The following is a 23,720-nucleotide window of genomic DNA, read 5'->3' on the forward strand; positions in this document are numbered from 1 at the left end:
TAGACGTGTTTGTCTAGCTGATCAGAAAGGGGCGCGACAGATGTTCAGCAGAGAGTTTGCCGCAACACTTGTCATTGATTTCTTCGTTGCTTTTGGTGTTGTATTAGGTGGTGCACTGATCGGTGGAATTGGTGCGTTTATTATCGGAAAGCCTCCGCTTACAGCGATTCACGACCTTGCAGGTAGTCTAAAGATTTGGGCGCTTGTAGCAGCAATTGGAGGCACCTTTGATGCCATTACAAGCCTTGAGAGAGGACTTTTTGCAGGTACACACATTGATATTTATAAGACGATATTCATGGTATTGTCGGCACTTTCCGGCGCAAATGCAGGTGCTCTCATTATCCAATGGATCACCCAGGAACAAATGTACCCATGAGAATCCCACCTTTTCATAAACGGCCGAACTGGCAACGTTTTTTGGCGGGCGTGCTCATCGGAATCCTTGTCGGTTGGTCTGTGTTTGTATTTCAATTTGGAAACATTCATGAACGAACCGTTGTAGAACTGCGAAAAAACGAGCTCAAAGTTGCGCAATTGGAAGACCAAATCGAGCTTCTCCTTGCGAGAGAAGAAGAGCAAAATGAAGATGAAGAAACGTTAACGATCGAAGGAATCGAGATTACGTTTGAAAACGAACGGGAAAGCAGACTCAGTGAGTTAACGTTGTTTGATCTTAGGCAACAAGCAATCGATGAGCTCGAACCCCTCTTACATCAAGAGTTATCGAATGTCGCAAGCAATCAAGAACTCGTCATTCGCACGATTGAAAACAAGCGTTTTAGCGTGAATGATCATGAATATATGCTCGTCGTGAACCGGGCAATCTTCTATTCAACCCTTGCCATTCACGCTGACATTGTTACGGTGTCTGATTAGCTTTGAACGAACTGGCGAGTGCATTCAACTCAGAAACGATTGCGGCGATTTCAGATTCATCTTTAGCAAGAGCACCTGCAGCAAGTGGATGTCCGCCTCCTCCGTACCTTTCTGCCAAACCGTTAATGACCGGTGCTTTCGAACGCAATCGAACCCGAAACGTTCCATCACTAAGTTCAACGAACATGACCCAAGCCAGTAACCCTTCAACATCGGAAATTGAATGAACGAGCGCAGATGACTCGTTTACGCTCACATTGTACTTGTCCAATTGGTGACGGCGAATCGTCATGACCGAAACACCTGCTTCACTGAGCGCAACCTCGCTTAATACTTCTCCTTCCAGTTGGACGAGCTGGAGTGGTTTCTTATAAAGATTTGCGAACAGCGTCCGTAGATCAATATTGTTTTCAAATAAAACACTCGCGGCCTTTAGCGTGTCCGACGTCGTATTCGGATGGCGGAAGCGCCCGGTGTCTCCGACAATGCCTGCGTACAATAACGTAGCCGCCGCATCTGACATCTTCCAACCATTCGGCTTCGCTACATCTACATACCACCGAGTCACCATCTCTGATGTGGAACTACACTCGGTATCCACCCATTCTTCATCCGCATATTGTTCAATTGGTGGATGGTGATCAACTTTAAACGTCGCTAAGGCGTCTTCATACTGCTTACCATCAATGCGTTCACGGTTTGCTGTATCACAGATAATGACGAGTGCGCTTTTCCACACGTCTTCTGGAACATTGTCCATCGTTGCAAGAAACGAAAGGGAAGGTTCGTCTTCACCTGCCACGTAAACCGTTTTATTCGTATTTAATTGAATGAGTTCTGCCAACCCTTTTTGTGAACCGAACGCATCGGGATCGGGGCGAACGTGTCGAACGATAATAATCGTGTCATGTTTTTCGATGGTGTCCAATAAGTTTTGCTTCACTGTCACTTCTCCTCTGTTGTGCTTCACATTTTGTTCCTGTACACTAGAATCGAAACTAGAAAGGGGACTCCACATGGCTTTTTTCTCGATTGCTGTCATTCTCATTATTACCGTCGCAATTGCGCTTTACGTCTATTATAAATATAAGCGATTTCGCGTGAATGGAGAACATCTAAAGCAATGGTATCAAACAAAGGCAATGATCGCACTTGGCGTATTCATCCTTGCCCCTGGTGTACTGTTCTTGTTTTCTTTCCGCGGCTGGGTCGACCTCGTTGTTGGTGCAGTATTTGCAATACTCGGCGGGATCTTCGTATACTACGGTGTTCGTTCAAACAAGATCATTCGTCCGTACGCAAAAGAAGAAGTCGAGGCGCTTCGCTCTCAGCAAAACTAAGACGAAAAACAGCTGCTCTTGCGGCTGTTTTTTAACGTTCTAATAGTTGTGCTGTCATTAACCCTTTTCCAACGAGCTCATCTTTGAAGAATAGCTCAACGTCCACTTTTCCACTTTTTCTACTCACTTCTAGAATCTTGCCTTTCATTTCAATAAAGCTCTCAATTTGAACTGGCTTCAGGAAGTATAAAGATAGATTTTCCACAACGACATCTCCACGTTTATGACGACGCAACAGCCGACTACCTACCTCAGTGACGAGTGTCGATAACACGCCGTATGAAATCATCCCAATCGGATTTGTCATTTGCGGAGTGAGATGGCACACGTAATCATAAACCGTCCCTGTCGGCGCTTCTTCCACTTGCCTAGTGACGACGTCGTCCAACGTATCCCCAACATGCGGTTGTCTTTGGGCCATTTGCAACGCTTTGAGCACATCTTGACGGCTAATGACTCCAACGAGTTTCGCCTCATCGTCGATGACTGGCAAAAGTTCAATGCCTTCCCACACCATAATGTGCGCAGCCGAAGCAAGAGACATTGAAGCTTGAACAGTAATTGGATCTTTCGTCATCACTTTTTCCACGGGCGTGCTTTCTTTCATTGAAAGAATATCTTTGGCCGCAACCATCCCTTGTACTTTCATCTCATGATTCACGACCGGGTACCGGCTATGACTCGTTTTGGCGTTTAGTTGATGCCACCGCTCAACCATATTATCTGTTGTTAGAAAGTAGGTTTCTTGTAGTGGAATCAAAATGTCTTCAACGACGACAATCTCTTTTTTAATCAACTGGTCATAGATCGCTCGGTTAATCATGCTCGCTACTGTAAATGTATCATAACTCGTCGTAATAATAGGCAACGACTGCTCATTGGCATACTGAATAATCTCTTCATTTGTTCCAAAACCACCGGTGATAAGCACCGCCGCTCCGGCCTCTAATGCAAGTCGATGCACTTGATAGCGATTTCCGACAATCAATAGATTGCCAGGCTCTACATAGCGCATCATTGCTTCCATTTTCATCGCACCGATGACAAATCGTTGCAACGTTTTATGTAATCCGCCCCTGCCACCGAGAACTTGTCCATCAACAATGTTCACAACTTCTGCAAAGGTGAGATGATCAATGTTTTCTTTTAACTTTTGTTCCACCCGTATCGTTCCGACTCGTTCGATGGTCGTCACAAGTCCTTGATTCTCGGCTTCTTTAATCGCTCGATAAGCCGTTCCTTCACTCACGTGTAACGCTTTGGCAATTTGTCGAACGGATATTTTTTCGCCGATGTTTAATTGCGAAATGTATTGTAAAATTTGTTCATGTTTTGTACTCAAAAGCGCACCACCTCATTCTTTCTTACAAGTTACCATTCCGCGCACCTAGAAAAAACTTGGCCTTGTGCCAAGTTTTTTGTTTGTCTGTTTAATTATATCGATGCGCTAGTCGTTGTTCAAGTTCAAAGGCGAGCACGCCCTCGTTCACTTACGGTAGATTCTTCTTTTGTCCGCCATTCTGTTGGATTACGAAGGACCCTTTTTCGGTTCGTTAACAGCAAAGAGAGGTTTCCCCCGATGACGAGCAAGCAAAATGCAAACCAAAACAAGGAAAACCATCCCGCCAATCCTGCCGTGCCTAAATAGAACTGTTCAATTGCATGATAAAGCAAAAAGCCAGCAACAAGTATACAAATCCATAAGCGTAACCGCATCGCTTGTGCACCTCTTTCAAAAAGTGTCTGTCTTTATCACCTTATGCAAAAGGCAAATGCACTATGCTCGTACACGTGTGTGACCAGAAGGATTGGACGACGTATTTCTAATAAAAACACCCCAACCGTTCTTTTTAACAATAACAGTTGGGGTGTTGAACAAATGAAGCTCCGGCAATCATTCGCACGAAACATGAATTTACATTACGTCGTCACGTTAAATCTCGACAGACTCTCCAGGTTTCAACGCATTCCCTTGAACGGGTGCAATCGAATCGACGAATGCATCACCGTCTTGTTCAATGAGCGGGAACGTATTGTAGTGCACTGGAATGACAAGATCTGGTTTTAACCATTCCGCCGCAAGTTTCGCATCCGCAGGCCCCATCGTGAAATTGTCACCAATTGGCAGGAATGCAGCTTTGAGATCATATTGCTCACTGATTAGCTTCATGTCAGAGAACAGAGATGTGTCACCGGCATGGTAAATGGTCTTGCCTTCGGCAGTAAACAATATGCCTGTTGGCATTCCAAGATAAATAATTTGGCCATCCTCTTCTTGGAATGATGAGCTATGAAACGCTTGTGTCAGTTTCACGTGACCAAATGGAAACTCATATCCTCCACCAATGTTTAATGGATGTGTCTCTAACCCTTTCCCACCAAGATAAGTGGCAAGTTCATGAGTGGCCACGACGAGTGCTCCACTTCTTTTAGCGATCTCCACGGTGTCACCTAAATGATCAGCATGACCGTGTGTTAATAGAATCGCATCTGGGTTCACATCTTCTGGTGAAATGTCGCACGTATCATTTCCGGTAATAAATGGATCAATAAGGACCGTATAGTCTCCTGTTTGAATCTCTACAAAAGATTGTCCATGGAATGTCAGGTTCATCTTCATCACCCTTTTCATAGATTCATCTCTAGTCTATTACCGGTTTGTACGTTGTATAAACGTCGATTACGGTTGCAGTGCCTCTTCCATTGATGTGTAAGGTAAATTCATCGCTTCTGCAACTGCTCGGTACGTCAGTTTTCCATCAATCGTGTTCAAACCTTTACTAAGCGTCACATCTTCTTGGAACGCTTTGACAAGACCTTTGCTTGCCAATGCAGATACAAACGGCGTAGTCACATTCGTCAACGCTATGGTAGACGTACGAGGGACGGCACCTGGCATGTTCGCAACTGCATAGTGTAACACATCATGTTTCGTATACACCGGATCATCATGTGTCGTAATCCGATCAGTAGTTTCAAAAATCCCGCCTTGATCGATCGCAATATCAACGAGTACTGATCCAGGTTGCATCTGCTTAATCGTCTCTTCCTTCACAAGCTTCGGTGCTTTTGCTCCTGGAATAAGCACAGCACCAATGACAACATCCGCTTCTTTTACGGATTGTTCGATCGTGACCGGATTAGAAACAAGAAGGTTTACAGATGAACCAAATAAGTCATCCAATTCCCGCAAACGTTGTGGGCTCAAGTCAAGAATTGTGACACTTGCACCGAGACCAAGAGCAATCTTAGCAGCATTCGTACCGGCTACCCCACCTCCGATGATGGTTACCTTTCCACGCTGAACACCTGGAACCCCTGCAAGAAGAATGCCTTTACCGCCTTTTGTTTTCTCTAAATACTGCACACCCATTTGTGTCGACATTCTGCCCGCTACTTCACTCATCGGTGTAAGCAACGGCAAAGACCCATCTGGAAGTTGTACCGTTTCATAAGCAATCGATGTTACTTCATTCTCTAAAAGAGCTTTCGTAAGTTCTTCTTCAGCGGCAAGGTGAAGATATGTAAACAACAACTGCCCTTTTCTAAAGTACTGATACTCTTCTTTCACTGGTTCTTTCACTTTTACGATTAGATCTTTCGACCACGCTTCTTCTGCCGAATCAACAATTACGGCACCCGCTTCGATGTATTGTTCATCCGTAAACCCTGAACCTACACCAGCAGACTTTTCCACGAATATTTCATGGTTTTGACGTGTAAGAAGGACAACACCGGTTGGTGTCATCGCCACACGGTTTTCTTGATTTTTCACTTCTCTGGGTACGCCAATCTTCATTTCCCCACGCCCCTTATCATTATAGGTTGGCTTTCATTATCTCTCTCAAAGATAGACTATAAGAGGGGATTAATCAACCAGCACTTGGTCATTTTTCCATCGCCACGTGTACAGTTCACTATCTTTATTGCGCCAACGAACATCCATCGACTTTAACTTAGGAAATAACTCCTTAATTCGGGCTGCAAGCTGATCGGAAGTGACTCGTTCATCTACGTGCAGCTGCTCGGACATATTATCCACGTGCACTTTCGCGTCTTCTGCTCTAAGCACATGATCTCCGTCCTGAAACTCATAATAATCGGGATTATCATACTTCCATTGGTACACATTATCCTTTGTTTCAATCGTAACTCTTAAAGAAAAGCTTTCCATTAATTCATCAGCGTGCGCTTCTTCAACAAAGGGCCCCGCAAACAGCAAACATAAAAGCATCAAAAAAGATACGTATCCTCTCACGACTGTGATCACCTCTACTGTATAAGATGACCATTCTTGGTGACTTTATACAATGATTACGACTGTCACTACATCGTTTTATTCGTGCCTTCGTTGATGAAGAACATCGACTCCGCCAGTCACTTCAACGATGCTTCCCGTTACCATATCCGCATCCTCATGAATCAAAAAGGCAATCGTTCTCGCAATATCTTCTCCTGTCCCAGACCGACCTACTGGCGTTTGTTCGTCAGGAATTTGCCGGCTCGCCTCGATTGAGGCTTCTTTCATCTCACCAACAATTTTGCCTGGCACAACCATATTTGCAGTAATCCCGTATGGCGCTTCTTCGAGAGCAAGTGTTTTGATGAATGAAGCGAGTCCTGCTTTTGCTGCCCCGTAGGGTCCACGGTACAGCCACCCAGGGGCATGTCCAACATCTTGAAAGCCGTATGCAATAATTCTTCCATACTGTTGTTTGCGCATTACGGGCAGTGCATACTTCACCATTTGAAACATGCTTGTCAAGTTGCCCGTAATCATTTCATCCCATTCAGCGTTTGTATAGTCATAGATTTTCTTTCGTTCAAATATATACGGTCCTGCATTGTTTACGAGCACATCTAAACGGCCAAAATGATCGATTGCTGTTCTAAACAAACGCTCAATGTCATCGCTCTTTGTCACGTCCGCCTGTACAGCCAACAGTTTGTCGCGATCCACATCGAGGTCTGTTTTTAGAGCGTCTACAGATGCCCGGTCACTCCGGTAACTGATTGTGACAACGTATCCTTCTTTGATGAGCATTTCTGTCACTTTCCGTCCCAATCCCTTTGAACCTGCGGTTACTAGTGCATGCTTCATGCCGTCTTCCTCCAAACTACACATCGTTACCCACGATCTTACTATGTTTCGTAGTAGATAAAAAGCATGAGACCCTTAAACGCCTTCTTTCATTCATTTTCGTCAATTTTTTCACGATTTACCTAAAAACCCTATTGAATAGGTTTAAAATTGGTGCATAAAGGTAACACCTAACATAGAAGAACTGTTATTATTATCTTGCATTGATTTTACGTTTACTTAAGTTATGTGAGGAGGAGTCATTGTGCGTCGCTATAACAGAATACTCGTAGGGGTGGACGGTTCTACGGAGTCGAACTATACGTTTGACCAAGCATGCGAATTCGCTGCAGACCAAGGAGCAAAGCTGTTCATCGTTACCGTCATTGATACAAAATCCTTTGCTACCATCGAACGGTTTGATCGACAAATTGTGAAACGAGCAGAAGAACAAGCGAAAGAAACGTTAGAGAATTACAAAAAGCAAGCAAAAGAAAATGGTGTCGAAGAAATTGAAACGGTTCTCGACTTCGGTTCTCCAAAAGTCAGAATTACACGCTATATCGCGCCAAAGTATGACATTGATTTGATCATGGCAGGAGCTACAGGCGCCAACAAAGTTGAACGAATCGTGATTGGTAGTGTGTCAGAAGCCATCGTTCGACAAGCAACTTGCGATGTGTTAATTGTACGCCGTAAATAAAACGAGTGTGGGCATAGGACCCACACTCGTTTTATTTTAAGCCTAACTCTTTTTTATGAGCGGCAATCGCCTCGCGTACAACAGTAAATCCTGTTCCGCCCTCACTCGTTCTTCTTGCAACCGCCTCGTAAGGATCAAGCGCCGTATAAATATCTGGCTCAAACAACTCACTCATGCTATGGAACGTCTCTAATGGCAACTGATTGAGAACAATGCCTTGCTGGATGCATTGCAATACGAGTTTGCCAACAATTTCATGAGCTTCTCGAAACGGCATGCCTTTGTTTGCAAGATAATCTGCAAGCTCGGTTGCATTCGAGAAATCTGATTGGGTCGCTCGCTCTGTCTCGTCTTTGTTTACAATCATTGAGTCAATCATGCCTGTAAAAATCTTTAACGACCCTTTCACCGTCTTCACAGTGTCAAATATCCCTTCTTTATCTTCTTGCATATCTTTGTTATATGCGAGTGGCAGACCTTTTAACGTTGTAAGCATAGACAATAAGCTTCCGTACACTCGTCCTGTTTTCCCACGAACGAGTTCTGCCATATCTGGGTTTTTCTTCTGTGGCATAATGCTACTTCCCGTCGCAAACGTATCGTCCAATTCAACAAAATTGAACTCTTGGCTCGACCAAAGAATAATCTCTTCTGAAAATCTTGATAAGTGCATCATAATCGTTGAGGCAATGCTAAGAAACTCGATTAAATAGTCCCGATCACTCACCGCATCCATACTATTCGTATACACGTTGTCAAAACCTAATGCTTTTGCCGTTTGTTGACGATTAATATGAAATGTTGTTCCCGCAAGAGCGCCGGCTCCAAGTGGCGAAATGTTTACGCGCTTTAAGCTGTCGACCAACTTCCCTTCATCCCGACTAAACATCGATACATACGCTAATAAATGATGCGCAAATGAGACGGGTTGAGCACGTTGAAGGTGCGTGTAACCTGGTATTAACGTCTCAACGTGTTTCTCCGCTTGCGTGACCAACACTTGTTGCAACTCCTGAACCATTACGATTAATTCATGCGTTTCATTTCTAACATACAAATGCATGTCTGTTGCCACTTGGTCGTTTCGACTTCTTGCGGTATGTAGCTTACCGGCAACGTCTCCGATCTCGTCTCTTAATAACTTCTCGATATTCATGTGAATGTCTTCATATTTCACATCAAAAACAAGTTCGCCTTTTTCCGCTTTCTCTTTTAAAACTGTGAGTCCTTTTTGGATCTGCTCTTCGTCTTCTTTAGAAATGATTTGGCAAGAGGAAAGCATGGCCGCATGTGCCATGCTCCCTTCCAAATCTTGAAAAACCAACTGTTGATCAAAGCCGATGGAAGCTCCAAATTCATCTACCCAAGCTTCTGCTTCTTTAGTAAATCGTCCACCCCAAAGCTTCGTCATACGTTCACACCGTTCTTTACCACTTGACTGTGAACTTTCGTCGGTAAGCCCCAAAGCTTCGTGAAACCAACGGCTGCATTATGATCAAATTCATCTTCGGACGTATACGTGGCCAATTTCTCATCGTAAAGTGAGAACGGAGATTGGCGTCCTTCAACGATTGCATGACCTTTAAATAGTTTTACGCGTACTTTCCCAGTAACATTCTTTTGCGTTTCGTCTAAAAACGCAAGCAATGCCGGACGCAATGATGAAAACCAAAGACCTTGGTAGATAAGCTCTGTTAATTGCTTAGACACAACCGGTTTGAAATGAGCGACTTCACGAGGCAATGTGAGATCTTCTAGCTCTTTATGAGCCGTTAGCAACGTTGTCGCCCCCGGTGTTTCATAGACTTCTCTTGATTTAATGCCAACGAGGCGGTTTTCCACATGGTCGATACGACCGACACCATGTTTTCCTGCTACTTTATTCAACTGCATAATTAATTCATCTAGTTCATACGCTTTATTGTCAATCGCTACAGGTTTTCCTGCTTGGAATTCAATTTCAATAATATCTGGTTGATTGGGTGTATCTTCTAATGGCTTCGTTAAGTCATAAGCCCCTTCAGGCGGCGTCGCCCAAGGGTCTTCAAGAATGCCACACTCATTGCTTCTTCCCCAAAGGTTCTGGTCAATGGAGTATGGATTCTCAAGATCAACAGGAACGGGGATGTTATGCTGTTTTGCATATTCAATCTCTTCGTCACGTGACCAACCCCATTCACGAACTGGGGCAATGACATCAAAGTCAGGATTTAGCGCTTGAATGGAAACTTCAAAGCGGACTTGGTCATTTCCTTTCCCAGTACACCCGTGCGCAATCGTTCCAGCGCCTGTCTGCTCAGCAATTTCCACAAGTTTCTTAGCAATTAACGGTCTTGATAATGCAGAAACGAGTGGATACTTATCTTCGTACATTGCTCGCGCCTGTAAAGCAGGAAGTACAAACTCTTCTGCGAATTCTTTCTTTGCATCAATCGTATATGACTGGGTTGCCCCAACATCAATCGCTTTTTGTTTAACCGTCTCTAGGTCTTTGCCTTCCCCAACATCTAGACCAACAGCAATAACTTCATATCCTTGATCCATCAACCAACGAACGGCAACGGATGTATCCAAACCACCTGAGTATGCTAACACAACTTTTTGTTTATTCATTGTTTACAAGAGAAGTAAGCGCACCACTTCTCTTGTTCACCTCCTTATACGAGCGTTCGCTTTTATTTTTATTCATAATGGGTTAGTAAACATGCAAAACTGTTTGTTTTTTATTCTACTCATACTGTATCATCACGTGCAAAATAACTCAATACTTATACATACATTTTTATAAAAATGTATAAATCAAAAACCGAAACCCTGAATAATTAAGGTTTCGGTTTTTGAGGCTACATATTAATTTGCATAATTAAATCAATCAGCCATGTCTTCTAAATACCGTTTCTCATAATAATGGGCACTGATTTCTGACACTTGCCGACTGAACTGATAGTTACTCATCGCTCCTAAGAAAATGCCCGCAACCGGTATGCCTTGCACCATTTTCTTGCGAAGCATCGTAATGATTGCCAACTTTCCAATTTGCCGAAGAGGCTGTTGTAACCATTCGGTCGTAATCACTTCTTCTTCACCATCATAAAACAGTGGGAAACTGGTAGCGAGTCGTTCTTTCTCATGTTGAAGCTCGATCCAGGCTGCGTGTTGCAACTTCCGGGGCAATGTTGCGGTATGGAATGCTTTCAGTGCAATCATCATTTCCGCAGGGTGCCGCAAATCATAACCAAATGACATCGCGGATAATTGCACAGTTCGCAAATTAATCGCCAACATTAATGGAAGATCTGCCGCAAGTAGCATCGGTCCTCCTAAGCCCGTGAGTCCGCCTTGACCAAAAGAAATAAGCCGTTGCTTCGCTGTACTCTGTTCGAGTAAGAAGCGATTTTGTTCATAGCGCAACTGTTTTAAGTCGGCGATCTCTTGAACGCGATCGTCAAACACTCGAGCCGTTGTGAGCATACGCTGTTCCGTGTCATGCTGTGTGCTGGAATTAAGAATAAGTGTCTGCGTATAAAAAACAAACCGATCTAGTAAATCAATAAGCCGCTTTTCATACCTCTCCGGTATTCTTTTTTTTGTATCTACTGCCCATGGCTCTGAAGTGGTAACGCCACTCGATGATTGTTGAAAATATAAACGTTCCCATTCCGATATAGCAAGCTGTCTTTCATATCGCTGATCTTGGTCCATATCATTTGTCCTCCCGGATATTAGCGGCTGAAATACTTCAAAAACCAATCATTAATACGCGTCATCATGTCAGAAAGTGCATCTGCACGTTGAAATGACGGGAGTTCAGCAAGCAGTGCTTGTGACGGCGCCGTTACCCCCGGCCCCTTCTTTTGAATCATCCATATACTCTTTTGGTGCTTTTCTGCTTTAAACATCGAAGCCGGTAACTGCAACATGCCAAGTGTAATCGCTTCTCGTTTCATGAAGGAGCGAAAATTCTCGGAGTGGTCTCTCGAAAACATGTCATTCGGAATGAGGTACAGTCCAATACCACCAGGCTTTAAAGACTTCAAACTGTTCTCTATAAGCGCATACTCTGCTGGCATCCGTGCTTCGTCAGGTTTCGATTCAAATGATTCGATGACATCATCGTTTGTATAAATGCCGATTGGTAAGTCAGAAAGGATCAGATCTACGTCTGGGATGCCTTGTTCACGAACACTGTCCATCTGTAACAGTTCTAAGTCATATTGTTGAAGATTCGACATCACATACGCAAGGTTGATGAGCGACTCATCGACTTCAGCCCCAATGCCCTTTTGAATATTGTCGGTATGGTTCATAACCGCAGTTAGCAAGTTCCCTGTACCAACTGCAGGATCATAAACCGTCACTTTTTGATCAGCTCCTATGAGGCGCTGAATAAGGTAAGATGAAAATACTGCGATCCCATCAGGGGTCATTGCATGGTGTGGTTGCACCGACTGTTTCATGCCTTTAATAATTGCTAGTTGAAACGCTTTTCTTACCGTTTCTTTCTCTATGCTCGTATCATGTACTTGTTTGAATAAGGCGTCCATCTTAGCAATCGCCCCATCAGAAAGCGGTTCTTGGAGAATTTCTCCTCGAAACAAATTCTCTCCTGTTTGGGCCAACGCCTCAAGGTACTGACCGTGGCCTTCTTCGGTTAAGATTTCCGTCATTGTATCTAGTGTATGAAATAATTGATCTACATCTAATTGTCGTTTCATTACGCCACCTCAAATCTGTCTCACTCGATTCTAGCATGACCCGGCACTCTTTCTCCAGTTCAGTTCCACAAACCGAACATTTTTCCGAAACCATTCATACGATATCTCATCTTGCAACTCGGTGGAAACTGTGACAAGATAATATCTTGTACAACACTCGATGTCGCTTTGGCTCGAACGTCGTTTACTCATGAAATATACTCACGTAAGAGGTGTTCACAATGCTTAGGTCGAATAAAGTTCGTCATCTAATCTTAGGTACTATGAAATCTTCAAAGTCTGCACATCTCATAATGAATGGTCACCAGCTAGACGAACAAGGCAAACGTGTCCTGACTTTAAAGCCTGAAACAGACTTACGGGACGGAGCCTTTGTGTCTTCCCGCGCGCTACATACAAAACGACCTGCTACCGTCATTCCAAAATATGACGACGGAACACTTCTTTTATCCACAATTGAGTCGTTTCAACCCGATGTTGTTCTTGTTGACGAACTTCAGTTTTTTACAGATGAACAAGTAGAAGCGTTATCTGCTGCCTCCATTGCGTATGATTCAACAATTCAAGCATACGGACTGATGATCTCTTACACAGGAATGATGTTTGAACCAGTCAAACGAGCGATGGAATGCGGATTTACCATTCATCACCTGTCGATGCCTTGTGTGCATTGCTCACAAGACGCGACGCACCACTTGCTCTATTTAGATGGACAGTTGCAAACGAGTGGGTCCCCAATAAATGTTGAAGACTTTGGCAATGCTTCACAAGTATATGAATCTGTTTGCTACGAGTGTTACTCCCTTACGACGAATCCTAGCCACGAACGCGTTCAACATTCCAAATAAAATCGCCACCCCCGAAATTGGGTGGCGATTTTATTTGTGGACGATCGATATAGAATGAACGTAATTTTTTCTCATTTGCGCTGTGGTCGTTGCTTTCCTTTACAAGCAGAAACTTATTCTTTAGAGAATAAGGGCGACACGATTCACTTTTTTACCTACTGGCTAAAGTGTGTGGAAAGAAGTCCAAATGCCCCATATATTCATTACTGTGACACTTGAGAAAGAAAAATCATGATTTTAAGCGTGAATTCGCACATAAACGGAGTCAACGGTCACAAAGCGCGATATGTGACCATTGAGGGCCGAAAGTGCCCGGTTTGAGGGTAGAATGGTCACATAAGTGACAGGTTATCACCTGCATGTGCCAGGAGGTAAACGTCAATCACGTCTTTTTACCCTTCGGCAAAGAGCGATGTTGATCCTATCATTGAAATTCTGAAGTTCAACTTGTATACAATTCTCATAAAATTATCGTCTTTCCTGCTACGCCGATGATGTTAACATTTCTGTTTAGCCCCACAACCAAAAACTTTATGACTTCACAATAAAAATCCGAGCAAGAAGTCAAAACTTCCTGCTCGGATTTTCTATTTAGGCATCGACCGTTTGCTTCACCGCATGTAACGCCTTTTCATAATCAGGATGTTCAGTGCCTTCTTTTACATATTCCTTGTACGTAATAACACCGTCACGATCAAGGACGAATACAGAACGAGCCAATAATCGTAATTCCTTCATGCCAACACCGAAGCTTTCTGCAAACGAGAAGTCTCGGTGGTCTGACAGCATCGTTAGATTCTCAACACCCGCTGCTGCACACCAACGCTTTTGTGCAAATGGCAGATCGGCGCTAATCGTAAGTACGTGCACCCCTTCTAATTGGGCAGCTTCTTCATTGAAACGCTTCGTTTGCTGTTCACAAACACCAGTGTCAATAGATGGGATCACACTAATTGCTACAACTTGCCCTCGGTAGTCTTCTAAAGACTTCTCTTCAAGACTTGCATTTAAAACTGTAAAGTTTGGCGCTTTTTCGCCAACGCTTACTTCTTCACCGATCAATGTCATCGGGTTGCCTTTAAAGGTAACTTTTGCCATGATTATTGCTGCCTCCTTCAATCTACTAACTACTACTAGTGTACTGGGTTAGGAGGCAACAATCAACGAATCGTACTTTAAATTGGCGGTTCTTGGTCTTTATGCGTATGTGTGATCACTTCCGTATGGTTTTTCGTCTTCGGATCATCTGACAGTAGATCCTTAATTTTTTCAACCACTTGCGGAGTCAACTCCAACAATTTCTCATAAAAATGTGTCTGGTTATTTAGGTGAATCATTTTCACACCGTGAGTGCCGACAATGAGAAATGCTACTGGCGTAATGGACACTCCACCCCCGCTACCCCCACCGAATGGGTGGCGCTCCTCTTCATCAACGACACGATTTAGCGTGATTTCGCTTCCACCTGCTGCAAAGCCGAATCCGACTTTTGAAACTGGAAGAATGACGCTTCCATCAGGTGATTCTACAGGATCTCCAATAATGGTGTTGACGTCGACCATTTCTTTAATATTTTCCATGGCTGTTTTCATAAGCCCTTGGATTGGATGTTCAGACATTGTAAGTTAAGCCCCTCTCTTTACTGATTGCACGTTAGAATATACTGTGTGTGTGCTCTTCTTCCTATGTTTGAGCACTCGTAAGGCCATAAGAACAGCGTGCCCGACCTGAAAGCGGAGTATGCACGTAAATTCGGTGTGAAATACCGCCGCTTGATAAAATGGCAGCACGCTCATTTTTGGCATTTGCTTAAGTTTCATTCGATTTGAGAAAAAAGAAATCACGGTCGTTTTTACCGTCCAAATCATTCCCGTCATCGTTCCTGTCGTAGCAGCATCACCAGTACCTAACTGGGTTTTCCATTGGATTTCATGAACGTTAACTGTCGCCAAAAACTTTTGTACAATTACATAAAAACCTTTGACTTTGCGTAAGAAAGCTCGTGACGCTTCCCATTGATGTAACAAATCCCCCGGCGTCTCTTCTTCGATTTGCGATTGTTCTGAAGGTTTGAACCAATGATCTTCGTTCTTTTTAAACTTTACCGATAGTTCCTCATCATCCCATTCTACGTTCGGAACTCTCCACGTCTTACTCATCCACCCTTTCAAAAAGGAAAGGCGAATGACGCCTTCGGCATGTAAGTTTGCCTGCATATAGTGAACATGAATTGAAATTTTCATACACCAGAGAGCCGATACGATAATAATGAACAAAACGATGGCAATCACCAGATAGAGCATGTTTGACCACATCTTTCCCGTCTCTTTGCCATCAGTATAGACAAACGATCCAAACCTTAAACGGTACACGAGTGTGGGATAACCCTTCAGCCATGGGATATATAAGTGGTGACCGCTATGCCATGTTCACTTACAGATCCGGTTCTTCTAGCTACACGTTTGACCTCATACAAAAAACGACTTCCCAAAAGGAAGTCGTTTTTTGTATTCTTATTATGCTTCTACGCGGTCTTCATCGTCTTCTTGATCATCTTCACGGATCGGCTCAACATCACGAACGACTCTCGTATCTGCCAACAGGTCATGTACACCCGCTTTTTGAGGGTGAAAACCGACAACTACGTACATAATGTTCGTGATCACGAGCACACGATGAATCATTCTTCCTGGCACTTCTCGTGTGAATACCTCGCCCCATGTTGGCTTAGTAAGACCGACAGACACGACGCGTAACCCAAAGGCCATCTTCCCGAGCGTTTGCCCGAAAAACTTTGTCATTAACAGGAAATACACGTATGCCATAATTGACGTGAGTATTCCATGTACGGTAAAGATCGTTAAGAATTCCGGATTGGCGTCTGATAGGATGAAGATTGGAGAGATCAACAAACCATTTACAGACCCTACAACGATGAGGTCCAATAGGTACGCCCACAAGCGAAGCCAAAAACCACCATACACACTTACTTGATATGTTGAGGGCGGTGCGGTGCGCATCGGTTGCTCATCTTCACGGTGGCGAGATGCCCGATTGTCGTTTTCATCATATGGAATTTCCATTTGACCGTCCCTCCTTTATTCTTGGTAGAGATACATGAGCCTCGGGGCACTAGAATGCGTGACGAGCTCTTCTAAATGACTTAATGTAAGGTTATCACCGGATACAGCTTCTGCCATTAATCCCCAAATTGAACCTGTTCCAAAACTATTTGTATAATGGATAACCGTTGCATCAAGCTCCAACTGTTCTTCCATATGTTCAATGGTATGTTCCAAATCACCTAATCCATCAATGAGCCCATTTTCAAGCGCTTGATTTCCAGTGAAAATTTGACCTTGGGCAAGTTCAAGAACTTCACTTTCTGGCATATCTCTGCCATCAACAATGACTTCCACAAAATCCTCATACATGTCATCAACCATACTTTGCAAGATCGCTTCCTCATCGTCGGTCATTTCTCGTGTTGGACTCCCCATATCTTTATAGTCACCTGACTTAATGACTTCATGGGAAATCCCCCATTCTTCCGCTAACTCAGAGAAATTAATCGAGTCCATAATGACGCCGAGCGAACCGGTCATCGTCGCTGGGTGAGCAGCAATGTAATCAGCAGGCGCAGAAATATAATACCCACCAGAAGCAGCCATTCCTCCCATAGAAATATACACCGGGGTATCATACTCCTCTTGGGCTCTTACAACTCGCTCATGGATCGACGCACTTTCAACGACGCCTCCACCAGGTGTATCCACATTAATAACGATACCGTCGACCATCGTGTCTTCCATCGCGGTTTCTAGCTTTTGTAAAAACGTGCGGTGATTGTAGCCTCCGGATGCGAACAATCCATCATCTGCACCGGTATCCATAATCATGCCATTAAGGTCTATGACCGCAATCTGTCCGTTTGAACCTACTTCCATAATTTCTTGCCTGAAATCTCCGCCGTCCAAGTCAATCATATCTGAAAAGCTTGCGGATGCGACAGTCATTGCTAACTGAAACGCACCGGAGATGACGAGTACTAGAGCAGCAATCCCTAAGGCAATCCAACGTTTAACAGTCAAATTCTCTTCCTCCTCTATTTCTCTTGCTTGTTAGAAAACACCGTCGTGCCATTGACGATGGTATACACTACATTTGTACTAAGAAGTTCGTCGATGTTGTGGAGCTGAAAAGGGTCTTGATCAAGAACTGTAAAGTCCGCAGCAAACCCCGGCTGAATCACTCCATACATATGCGCTTCTCCAGAAGCTTGGCTACTTCCTGAAGTATACAGAGAAATCGCTTCATAGACAGTGAGTTTCTCACTTGGAATGTAACCCGGATGTCGCTCACCTTGTTTGCGTCTTGCGACTGCTGCATGAATTCCTAAAAGAGGATCTGGCGGTTCAATCGGTGCATCTGATCCACCCGCACAAATGATTTCGTGATCCAATAACGTTTTCCATGCATACGAAACGCGAAGCAATGGCTCTGGTACTGCGTCTTGAATCCAAGGAAAGTCTGATACTGTGAACTGAGGTTGAATATCAAGAACAATGGGCATACCTTGCATCTTTTCAATAAGTGATCGACTCGTAATTTGCAAATGAATGAGCCGATCTTTTTTCTCACCGACGGGTGGGTGCTTCCTAAGTACGTCTAATGTTTGTGCAAGTGCAGCGTCACCAATTACATGTACGGCGACCGTCATGTTGAGGTTTCGTGCTTTTTGAACGAGTACCTCTAATTCATGATCTGAATGAATGGGAACCCCTCGGTTCAACCCTTCACCTCGATAAGGTTCTGACAACCATGCAGAATGCCCACCGAGCGAGCCATCTGCAAAGATCTTCATGCTGCTAAATGTTTGCCCATACGAATCTTCGTCTACACTACCGACGCAATTCGCCCAATCGTCAACAGCTTCATGATGAACGAGATGATGCACTCGAAAATGACGCTCTCGTTTTGTTAATACTTCTCGGTACGTATCCAAAACCGCCTCTGTATTTCCATAATAAGCGAGATCTTCCGTATGTACGCCTGTCAAACCGAACGAGGTCATCTGCTCATAAGCGAGCGTTAACGCGTCAGTCATGCTTTCCGAGGTAAAGTTAGGTGTCACAGCATGTATTATATCTTGTGCATTTTCGAGAAGCAAACCATTCAAACCTGTATCGTCTCGACCGATCACACCGCCAGAAGGATCGGGTGTATCCGAGTGAACACCGGCAAGCTCAAGCGCTCGACTGTTTACGACCATCGCATGTCGGCATATTCTCGTAATCATTACTGGACGATCTGGGAAATGGGCATCGAGTTCATTCCGGTGAATACTATGGGGCTGCACCCATTCATTCTCATTCCATCCTTCACCGATCAACCACTCATGCTGAGGCAATCCTTCTGCTTTACGTATGAGTTTTTCAATCACGTCTTCTTTACTCTTTGCACCGCTAAGATCCAATCGTTTTAGGGAAAACCCATACCCAAGCATGTGTGCATGACTATCTACAAACCCTGGAAACATGACGTTCCCATCGAGATCAATGAGCTCAACTTCTGATTGTTTATAGTTATTCATGATTTCATTCGTTGACCCTACCGCTTGAATAACTGCGTCCTTGACAAAAACGGCTTCTTCGATTGAATGTTCAGAAGTCATCGGATATACTTTGCCGTTATAGTAAATGGTTTGCATCGTCAACCTCCTAGAACGTTCACCGCCATCCTAAACAAGGCAAGCATATTTAGGGTGACGGTGTATGAATGAACTTACAATAATTCCGTGAAATTGTTATCGATTGGTGAATCACTTGAAATAAGAGATGGCTCTCGATTGTTAACGGCTTTGTCGACCATCGCATCAATATCGAGTGAGGTTTCAAATTGCAAGGCTTTTTCAAGCTTCGGTTTTGTTTTTGATTGCTCTGGCAAAAAGATCGTACAACAATCTTCATACGGCAAGATGGATGTTTCATACGTCCCAATTTGTTTGGCAATGTCCATCACTTCTATTTTATCCATCGTAATTAACGGACGTAATATCGGGATTTCAGCTGCTTGTTCAATGGCACGCAGACTTTCCAACGTTTGCGAAGCAACTTGACCTAAGCTTTCCCCATTCACTAGCGCAAGTGCGCCTTGTTCTGCTGCAATCTTCTCTGTAATTCTTAGCATCATTCTTCTCGTAATCGTCATTGCATAATATGAAGGGATTTGCCGATGAATCTCTTGTTGAATTTCAGTGAAAGGGACGACATGCAGCCTCACTGCGCCTCCATAGAGTGACAGCTGCTTAGCAAGATCAATAACTTTTTGTTTCGCTCGTTCATTCGTGAATGGAGGACTATGAAAATGGACCGCTTCGACGATCGACCCTCTCTTCATCGCGAGGTATCCCGCCACTGGGCTATCAATCCCGCCCGAAAGCATGAGCATAACTTTTCCAGACGTACCTACAGGCAATCCGCCTCTACCTTGAACTTTACCTGCACTAATATACGTGCCGTGCTCGCGGACTTCAACGCTAATTTCAACGTCGGGGTTATGCACATCCACCGTAATATCGTCTGTGTTTCGTAGCACGTAGGAACCGACTTCATAATTGAGCGCTTGTGAGTCAAGTTCTGTTTTCTTAAATGAACGCCTTGCTGACACTTTAAATGTCTTCGCTGCGGTTTCTTCTTTCATTAGTTGCAGCGCAACTTTTTGGATGTCATGGACGTCATGACTCGTTTTTACTGCCACTGATAGTGAGATAATGCCGAATATATCTTTCAGTCTAGAAATTACAACATTCGGGTCATCGCCGTTCAGTTCAACAATAAGTCGTCCAAACGTTCGTTTCGCTCGAGATGAGCCAATCTTTCTAAGCACACTGTTGATGTTCCCTTTTAATGCCCGTTCAAATTCATTTCTATTTTTTCCTTTTAAGGCAATTTCTCCATACCTTACGAGTATATGCTCAATGTTCACGATTTCACTTCCTTCATTTCTCTCACCTGTGGAACGATTTGACTCAATGCGGCTTTTAAAGCTTCCAGGTCTGCTTGTGAAGTTTGCCATGACATGCTCACGCGCAACCCCGTCGCTGCTCTTTCGTCTTCTTCACCAAACTGTGCTAGGAGTACTGCACTTTTGCTCGGTTGTTTGGAAGCACACGCTGATTTTGATGATACGTGAATGTCTTTATTACTGAGGGCTTGGATAAGCACTTCCGGCATTGTCCGCTCGATGGAAACATTCATAATGTGCGGCGCACTTGTTTCTTTCGGGGTATTCACGTGCACCCCTTCTTGAGCGTCAAACCACTCGAGTAGTTCCTCTTTCATACGAGCAAGCTTACTATTTTGTACTTCCTTTTTCTCCATCGCCATACGAGCCGCTTTCGCAAGTGAAGCAATTGCAGGAACATTTTCTGTACCGGCACGAAGTTGAAATTCTTGCCCTCCGCCAAATACAAGCGGTTGGATGTTCACTCCGCTTCTAACGTATAAAAAACCAGTCCCTTTTAAGCCATGAATCTTATGCCCGGATACAGAACAAAGGTCAATGCCCACAGATTGCAGGTCGAGATCGACCTTCCCGAACCCTTGGACGTTGTCAACATGAAAACGGATCTTCTCAAACTTCTTCAAGTATTCGCCGAACTCTAGTACTGGTTGAATAGCCCCCGTTTCATGATTTACATGCATGACCGACACGAGAATTGTCTCTTCCGTTATTGCCTGTTTTAAGTCAGTTAAAGATACGACACCTTCTTCGTTCACTGGCAAATACGTCACTGAAAACCCAACCGTTTCTAGATACTCGCACGTCTCAAGTACTGACGGGTGTTCAACAGCCGTTGTGATGAGATGCCTTCCCCGCTTTTCTCTCGCCCTTGCGATTCCTTGGATTGCCAAGTTATTGCTTTCACTGCCGCCTGAAGTAAACACAACCTCTGATGGTTGTGCATTCAGCAGTCGAGCGATGGCCCGTCTCGCTTCCCGCAGAAGGTTCTCTGCTTCAGAACCTTTTTGGTGTAATGAAGATGGGTTCCCAAAGTAACGTTCGTTAGCCGTTACAAATGTATGAATAACCTCTGGATAAGGTTCTGTCGTTGCACTATTATCTAGATAGATCATTGAGCTTGACACCTCTTGTTTTCAACTGTTCGCTAGCAACGGAACATTATATCATAAATTCACCTGTGTGCCGAGAAGTGGAGTAAACAAACGAGAAGCACAGCGCGTTATGATCGCACTTGTGCTTCAACGTTAGGCTCGTTTGCCCAGCTCTTCTTGTCACATCTTCATTTAAGCGTTTTGATAAACACTCTCTTCACTTTCATTCCAAGACGATTCTAAATTCCCTAGTGCGACAGGTACAGCTTCGGTTAACGCCTCTGTCAAGTTCTCAACCGCATCGTCATAATAGCCATTCCTAAATTGCCATTCACTCTCTTCAAGAACTTGTCTGAGACTAGGATGTTCGTTGCGATAGCGATTGCCAAACTGAATCAACCGCTCTGCCCAAGCGGAACGCGCCAACGTATCGTCAACCGTATGAGCGGCCTTTCCTACTTGATGCTGACCGAGCTCAATCGCTTCTTTCACCGCTTTCATTTGCAGCGGAGTCACGTCTAATTGAGCCCTCGCCTTTTCCAACTCTTTCTCTGCATCATCCAACTGCGAGAGCAAATGCTCAGGCATAGCAGGGATGTGACTCTTGTGTACTTTCATTTGAATCGACTTCATCCGTCTTCGTAACGTCGTTAATTGCTCATACGCACTTAGCTCCTCACTTCTAAGCTCATCGAGTCGTTCCATTGATGAATCTATATCTTCTTTAACTGTCTGTAGCTTGTCTTGAAGTTTCACCATCGTCTGCTCTAAGTCGATATAAGACTGTCTACGATTGGCGTGCAAATCAGCAAACACTTGCTGGTCCTTCTCCGCATCTTTTAGTTCCTTTTTCATCTGTTCATAGAGATTCGTTTCTTCTTCAGGAAGTTGATAGCTTTCTTTCACCTTCTGACGTTCTTTTTCTAAGTGTTCCAGTTTTGTACGAACCGCTTCGTACTTTTCACCAAGTTGCTTCACGCCATGTTCCACACGTTGCTTGGCTTCGACTTCTTGTTCTAACGTTTGGTACATCTCTTCGATTTGCTCTTTGGAGCGTTCAATTTGCTCTTCCCCGTATTCTACTTGCAAACTTTCAACCGCTTCTTTAATCTTCGGAAGCGACGTTGTCAATTCACGCAAGTCCGCTTCAATCGTAAAATGATCAAAGTTAAACCCTTGTTCTGATAACTCTTCGATTCCACTTCTTAAATTGCGAATTTCTTCTGGCAAGGAGACGCTAACTTCCATGAGCATGCCAGGAATCTTATTCATCAAGTGGTCAAGTCTTTCAATCGTCTCAGAGATCGTTAATAAACGACTCCTTGCACTCATGTAGTTTCCTTGCGCAGTATCTTCGTAATAGTTGTCAAGCTCACTGCGGCAATGTTCCACTTCTTCACGAATCGCTTCCACCGATTCACCCATCGATTTTTGTTGGCGAGACAACATCGCACGTGTATCTTTTAATTTCTCGGATACGGCCTCAATTTCATCGCGATTTTGTTGTTCACTACTAACGAGTTCATCCACTTCTTCACGGATGGAAACAATTTCGTTTTCTACGCTAGTTAATGTTACGCTAACCTTTTCAATCTTTTCTTTCGCTTTCTTGAACTGATATTTATTTGCGGCTTCTTCAATATCAAACAAGTCGAGTTCTATTTCTTGAAAACGATCTTCAACGATGGAATCCCATGCTTTTCGCCACCGCTCGAAGTTCTCTTCTGTTTCCCCAGAAATGGTTAACCCCTTTACACGGCTGATCTCATCCGCAATCGGTTCATTAATCACATTGTTCTTTCTTTTATCTAACTCATCTACACTTTGGTAGACCCGCCGCCTTGACCAGGCACCATACGCAATTCCAGCAACGACAAGGATGCTAACGGCAATGATGATTACAGGAACCATTTCTCTCACTCCAATATATTCCATCGATAATTAGTTTCGTATATAATAATACCCATTTACAAAATTCAACAAATACGTCCAAACTCCTCTAAATTATATCGACATCGCTGACGATTTTTGAAGAGAA

At 43.9% G+C, this 23,720-nt stretch carries 25 protein-coding genes; 5 read left to right on the forward strand and 20 right to left on the reverse strand.

Features of this window, described 5'->3' with window-relative positions; all coding sequences use genetic code 11:
* Positions 1-40: 40 nt before the first annotated feature.
* Positions 41-379, forward strand: a complete 339-nt coding sequence (gene ytrH / locus ACE1TF_RS08115) for a sporulation membrane protein YtrH (protein ID WP_042398575.1) — start codon at positions 41-43, stop codon at positions 377-379.
* Entirely contained in the window at positions 376-879 is a 504-nt protein-coding gene (ytrI, locus tag ACE1TF_RS08120) for a sporulation membrane protein YtrI (protein WP_042398572.1), read from the forward strand. Before ytrH ends, ytrI begins: the two co-directional genes overlap by 4 nt.
* On the opposite strand, the gene ACE1TF_RS08125 is transcribed toward ytrI, so the two are convergent.
* Entirely contained in the window at positions 863-1,822 is a 960-nt protein-coding gene (locus ACE1TF_RS08125; RefSeq protein WP_375015816.1) for a DHH family phosphoesterase, read from the reverse strand. The two genes, ytrI and ACE1TF_RS08125, sit on opposite strands and share 17 nt — an antisense overlap.
* A 73-nt stretch (positions 1,823-1,895) precedes the next feature.
* Between ACE1TF_RS08125 and ACE1TF_RS08130 the strand changes: the two genes are divergently transcribed.
* Positions 1,896-2,219 carry a YtpI family protein gene (locus tag ACE1TF_RS08130; protein ID WP_375015818.1) on the forward strand — a complete coding sequence of 108 codons (324 nt, stop codon included), beginning with the start codon at positions 1,896-1,898 and terminating at the stop codon, positions 2,217-2,219.
* A 31-nt stretch (positions 2,220-2,250) separates the two neighbouring features.
* Here the strand turns inward: ACE1TF_RS08130 and ACE1TF_RS08135 are convergent, their stop codons facing one another.
* The 6 genes from ACE1TF_RS08135 to ACE1TF_RS08160 form a co-directional block, all read right to left on the reverse strand.
* Complete coding sequence (locus tag ACE1TF_RS08135; RefSeq protein WP_375015820.1) at positions 2,251-3,561, reverse strand: DRTGG domain-containing protein; 1,311 nt, start codon at positions 3,559-3,561, stop codon at positions 2,251-2,253.
* 122 nt (positions 3,562-3,683) lie between these two features.
* Entirely contained in the window at positions 3,684-3,935 is a 252-nt protein-coding gene (locus tag ACE1TF_RS08140; RefSeq protein ID WP_375015822.1) for a hypothetical protein, read from the reverse strand.
* Positions 3,936-4,152: 217 nt separating this feature from the next.
* Positions 4,153-4,833, reverse strand: coding sequence for a metal-dependent hydrolase (locus tag ACE1TF_RS08145; RefSeq protein ID WP_042398565.1), 681 nt, complete (start codon positions 4,831-4,833; stop codon positions 4,153-4,155).
* Positions 4,834-4,899: 66 nt separating this feature from the next.
* Complete coding sequence (gene ald, locus ACE1TF_RS08150; RefSeq protein ID WP_042398563.1) at positions 4,900-6,018, reverse strand: alanine dehydrogenase; 1,119 nt, start codon at positions 6,016-6,018, stop codon at positions 4,900-4,902.
* 69 nt (positions 6,019-6,087) lie between these two features.
* Positions 6,088-6,477 (reverse strand): hypothetical protein, encoded by a 390-nt coding sequence (locus tag ACE1TF_RS08155; protein WP_375015825.1) that lies wholly within the window; start codon positions 6,475-6,477, stop codon positions 6,088-6,090.
* A gap of 78 nt (positions 6,478-6,555) precedes the next feature.
* Complete coding sequence (locus ACE1TF_RS08160) at positions 6,556-7,320, reverse strand: SDR family oxidoreductase (protein WP_375015827.1); 765 nt, start codon at positions 7,318-7,320, stop codon at positions 6,556-6,558.
* A gap of 244 nt (positions 7,321-7,564) precedes the next feature.
* Here ACE1TF_RS08160 and ACE1TF_RS08165 point away from each other — a divergent pair, with 244 nt between their 5' ends.
* Positions 7,565-8,002: a universal stress protein gene (locus ACE1TF_RS08165; RefSeq protein ID WP_042398556.1), complete on the forward strand. Its 438-nt coding sequence runs from the start codon at positions 7,565-7,567 to the stop codon at positions 8,000-8,002.
* Between the two features lie 31 nt (positions 8,003-8,033).
* On the opposite strand, the gene argH is transcribed toward ACE1TF_RS08165, so the two are convergent.
* The 4 genes from argH to ACE1TF_RS08185 form a co-directional block, all read right to left on the reverse strand.
* Positions 8,034-9,413 (reverse strand): argininosuccinate lyase, encoded by a 1,380-nt coding sequence (argH, locus tag ACE1TF_RS08170; protein WP_042398553.1) that lies wholly within the window; start codon positions 9,411-9,413, stop codon positions 8,034-8,036.
* On the reverse strand, positions 9,410-10,615 hold the full coding sequence (locus tag ACE1TF_RS08175) for an argininosuccinate synthase (protein ID WP_375015830.1): 1,206 nt from the start codon (positions 10,613-10,615) through the stop codon (positions 9,410-9,412). The genes argH and ACE1TF_RS08175 overlap by 4 nt, the downstream gene beginning before the upstream one ends.
* A gap of 255 nt (positions 10,616-10,870) precedes the next feature.
* Positions 10,871-11,704, reverse strand: coding sequence for an EcsC family protein (locus tag ACE1TF_RS08180; protein WP_042398548.1), 834 nt, complete (start codon positions 11,702-11,704; stop codon positions 10,871-10,873).
* 20 nt (positions 11,705-11,724) lie between these two features.
* Positions 11,725-12,717, reverse strand: a complete 993-nt coding sequence (locus ACE1TF_RS08185; protein WP_375015832.1) for a class I SAM-dependent methyltransferase — start codon at positions 12,715-12,717, stop codon at positions 11,725-11,727.
* 221 nt (positions 12,718-12,938) lie between these two features.
* Here ACE1TF_RS08185 and ACE1TF_RS08190 point away from each other — a divergent pair, with 221 nt between their 5' ends.
* Positions 12,939-13,565, forward strand: coding sequence for a hypothetical protein (locus tag ACE1TF_RS08190; RefSeq protein WP_375015834.1), 627 nt, complete (start codon positions 12,939-12,941; stop codon positions 13,563-13,565).
* A gap of 591 nt (positions 13,566-14,156) precedes the next feature.
* On the opposite strand, the gene tpx is transcribed toward ACE1TF_RS08190, so the two are convergent.
* The 9 genes from tpx to ACE1TF_RS08235 form a co-directional block, all read right to left on the reverse strand.
* Complete coding sequence (gene tpx / locus ACE1TF_RS08195; RefSeq protein ID WP_042398545.1) at positions 14,157-14,663, reverse strand: thiol peroxidase; 507 nt, start codon at positions 14,661-14,663, stop codon at positions 14,157-14,159.
* Between the two features lie 77 nt (positions 14,664-14,740).
* Positions 14,741-15,184: a GerW family sporulation protein gene (ytfJ, locus tag ACE1TF_RS08200; RefSeq protein ID WP_375015836.1), complete on the reverse strand. Its 444-nt coding sequence runs from the start codon at positions 15,182-15,184 to the stop codon at positions 14,741-14,743.
* Positions 15,185-15,190: 6 nt separating this feature from the next.
* Positions 15,191-15,868, reverse strand: a complete 678-nt coding sequence (locus ACE1TF_RS08205) for a DUF2953 domain-containing protein (protein WP_375015838.1) — start codon at positions 15,866-15,868, stop codon at positions 15,191-15,193.
* A gap of 213 nt (positions 15,869-16,081) precedes the next feature.
* On the reverse strand, positions 16,082-16,648 hold the full coding sequence (locus ACE1TF_RS08210) for an RDD family protein (RefSeq protein ID WP_375015840.1): 567 nt from the start codon (positions 16,646-16,648) through the stop codon (positions 16,082-16,084).
* A 15-nt stretch (positions 16,649-16,663) separates the two neighbouring features.
* Complete coding sequence (sppA, locus tag ACE1TF_RS08215) at positions 16,664-17,656, reverse strand: signal peptide peptidase SppA (RefSeq protein WP_042427635.1); 993 nt, start codon at positions 17,654-17,656, stop codon at positions 16,664-16,666.
* A gap of 14 nt (positions 17,657-17,670) precedes the next feature.
* The gene (locus ACE1TF_RS08220) at positions 17,671-19,275 is read right to left on the reverse strand and encodes an amidohydrolase (RefSeq protein WP_375015843.1); all 1,605 of its coding nucleotides are present in this window, start codon (positions 19,273-19,275) and stop codon (positions 17,671-17,673) included.
* A gap of 74 nt (positions 19,276-19,349) precedes the next feature.
* Positions 19,350-20,552 carry a tRNA uracil 4-sulfurtransferase ThiI gene (gene thiI / locus ACE1TF_RS08225; RefSeq protein ID WP_375015845.1) on the reverse strand — a complete coding sequence of 401 codons (1,203 nt, stop codon included), beginning with the start codon at positions 20,550-20,552 and terminating at the stop codon, positions 19,350-19,352.
* Positions 20,549-21,703 (reverse strand): cysteine desulfurase family protein, encoded by a 1,155-nt coding sequence (locus ACE1TF_RS08230; RefSeq protein WP_375015847.1) that lies wholly within the window; start codon positions 21,701-21,703, stop codon positions 20,549-20,551. The genes thiI and ACE1TF_RS08230 overlap by 4 nt, the downstream gene beginning before the upstream one ends.
* A gap of 171 nt (positions 21,704-21,874) precedes the next feature.
* Positions 21,875-23,593: a septation ring formation regulator EzrA gene (locus ACE1TF_RS08235; protein ID WP_375015849.1), complete on the reverse strand. Its 1,719-nt coding sequence runs from the start codon at positions 23,591-23,593 to the stop codon at positions 21,875-21,877.
* Positions 23,594-23,720 lie beyond the last annotated feature (127 nt).

The sequence above is a fragment of the Geomicrobium sp. JSM 1781026 genome (assembly GCF_041949955.1).
Lineage (GTDB): Bacteria > Bacillota > Bacilli > Bacillales > Marinococcaceae > Geomicrobium_A.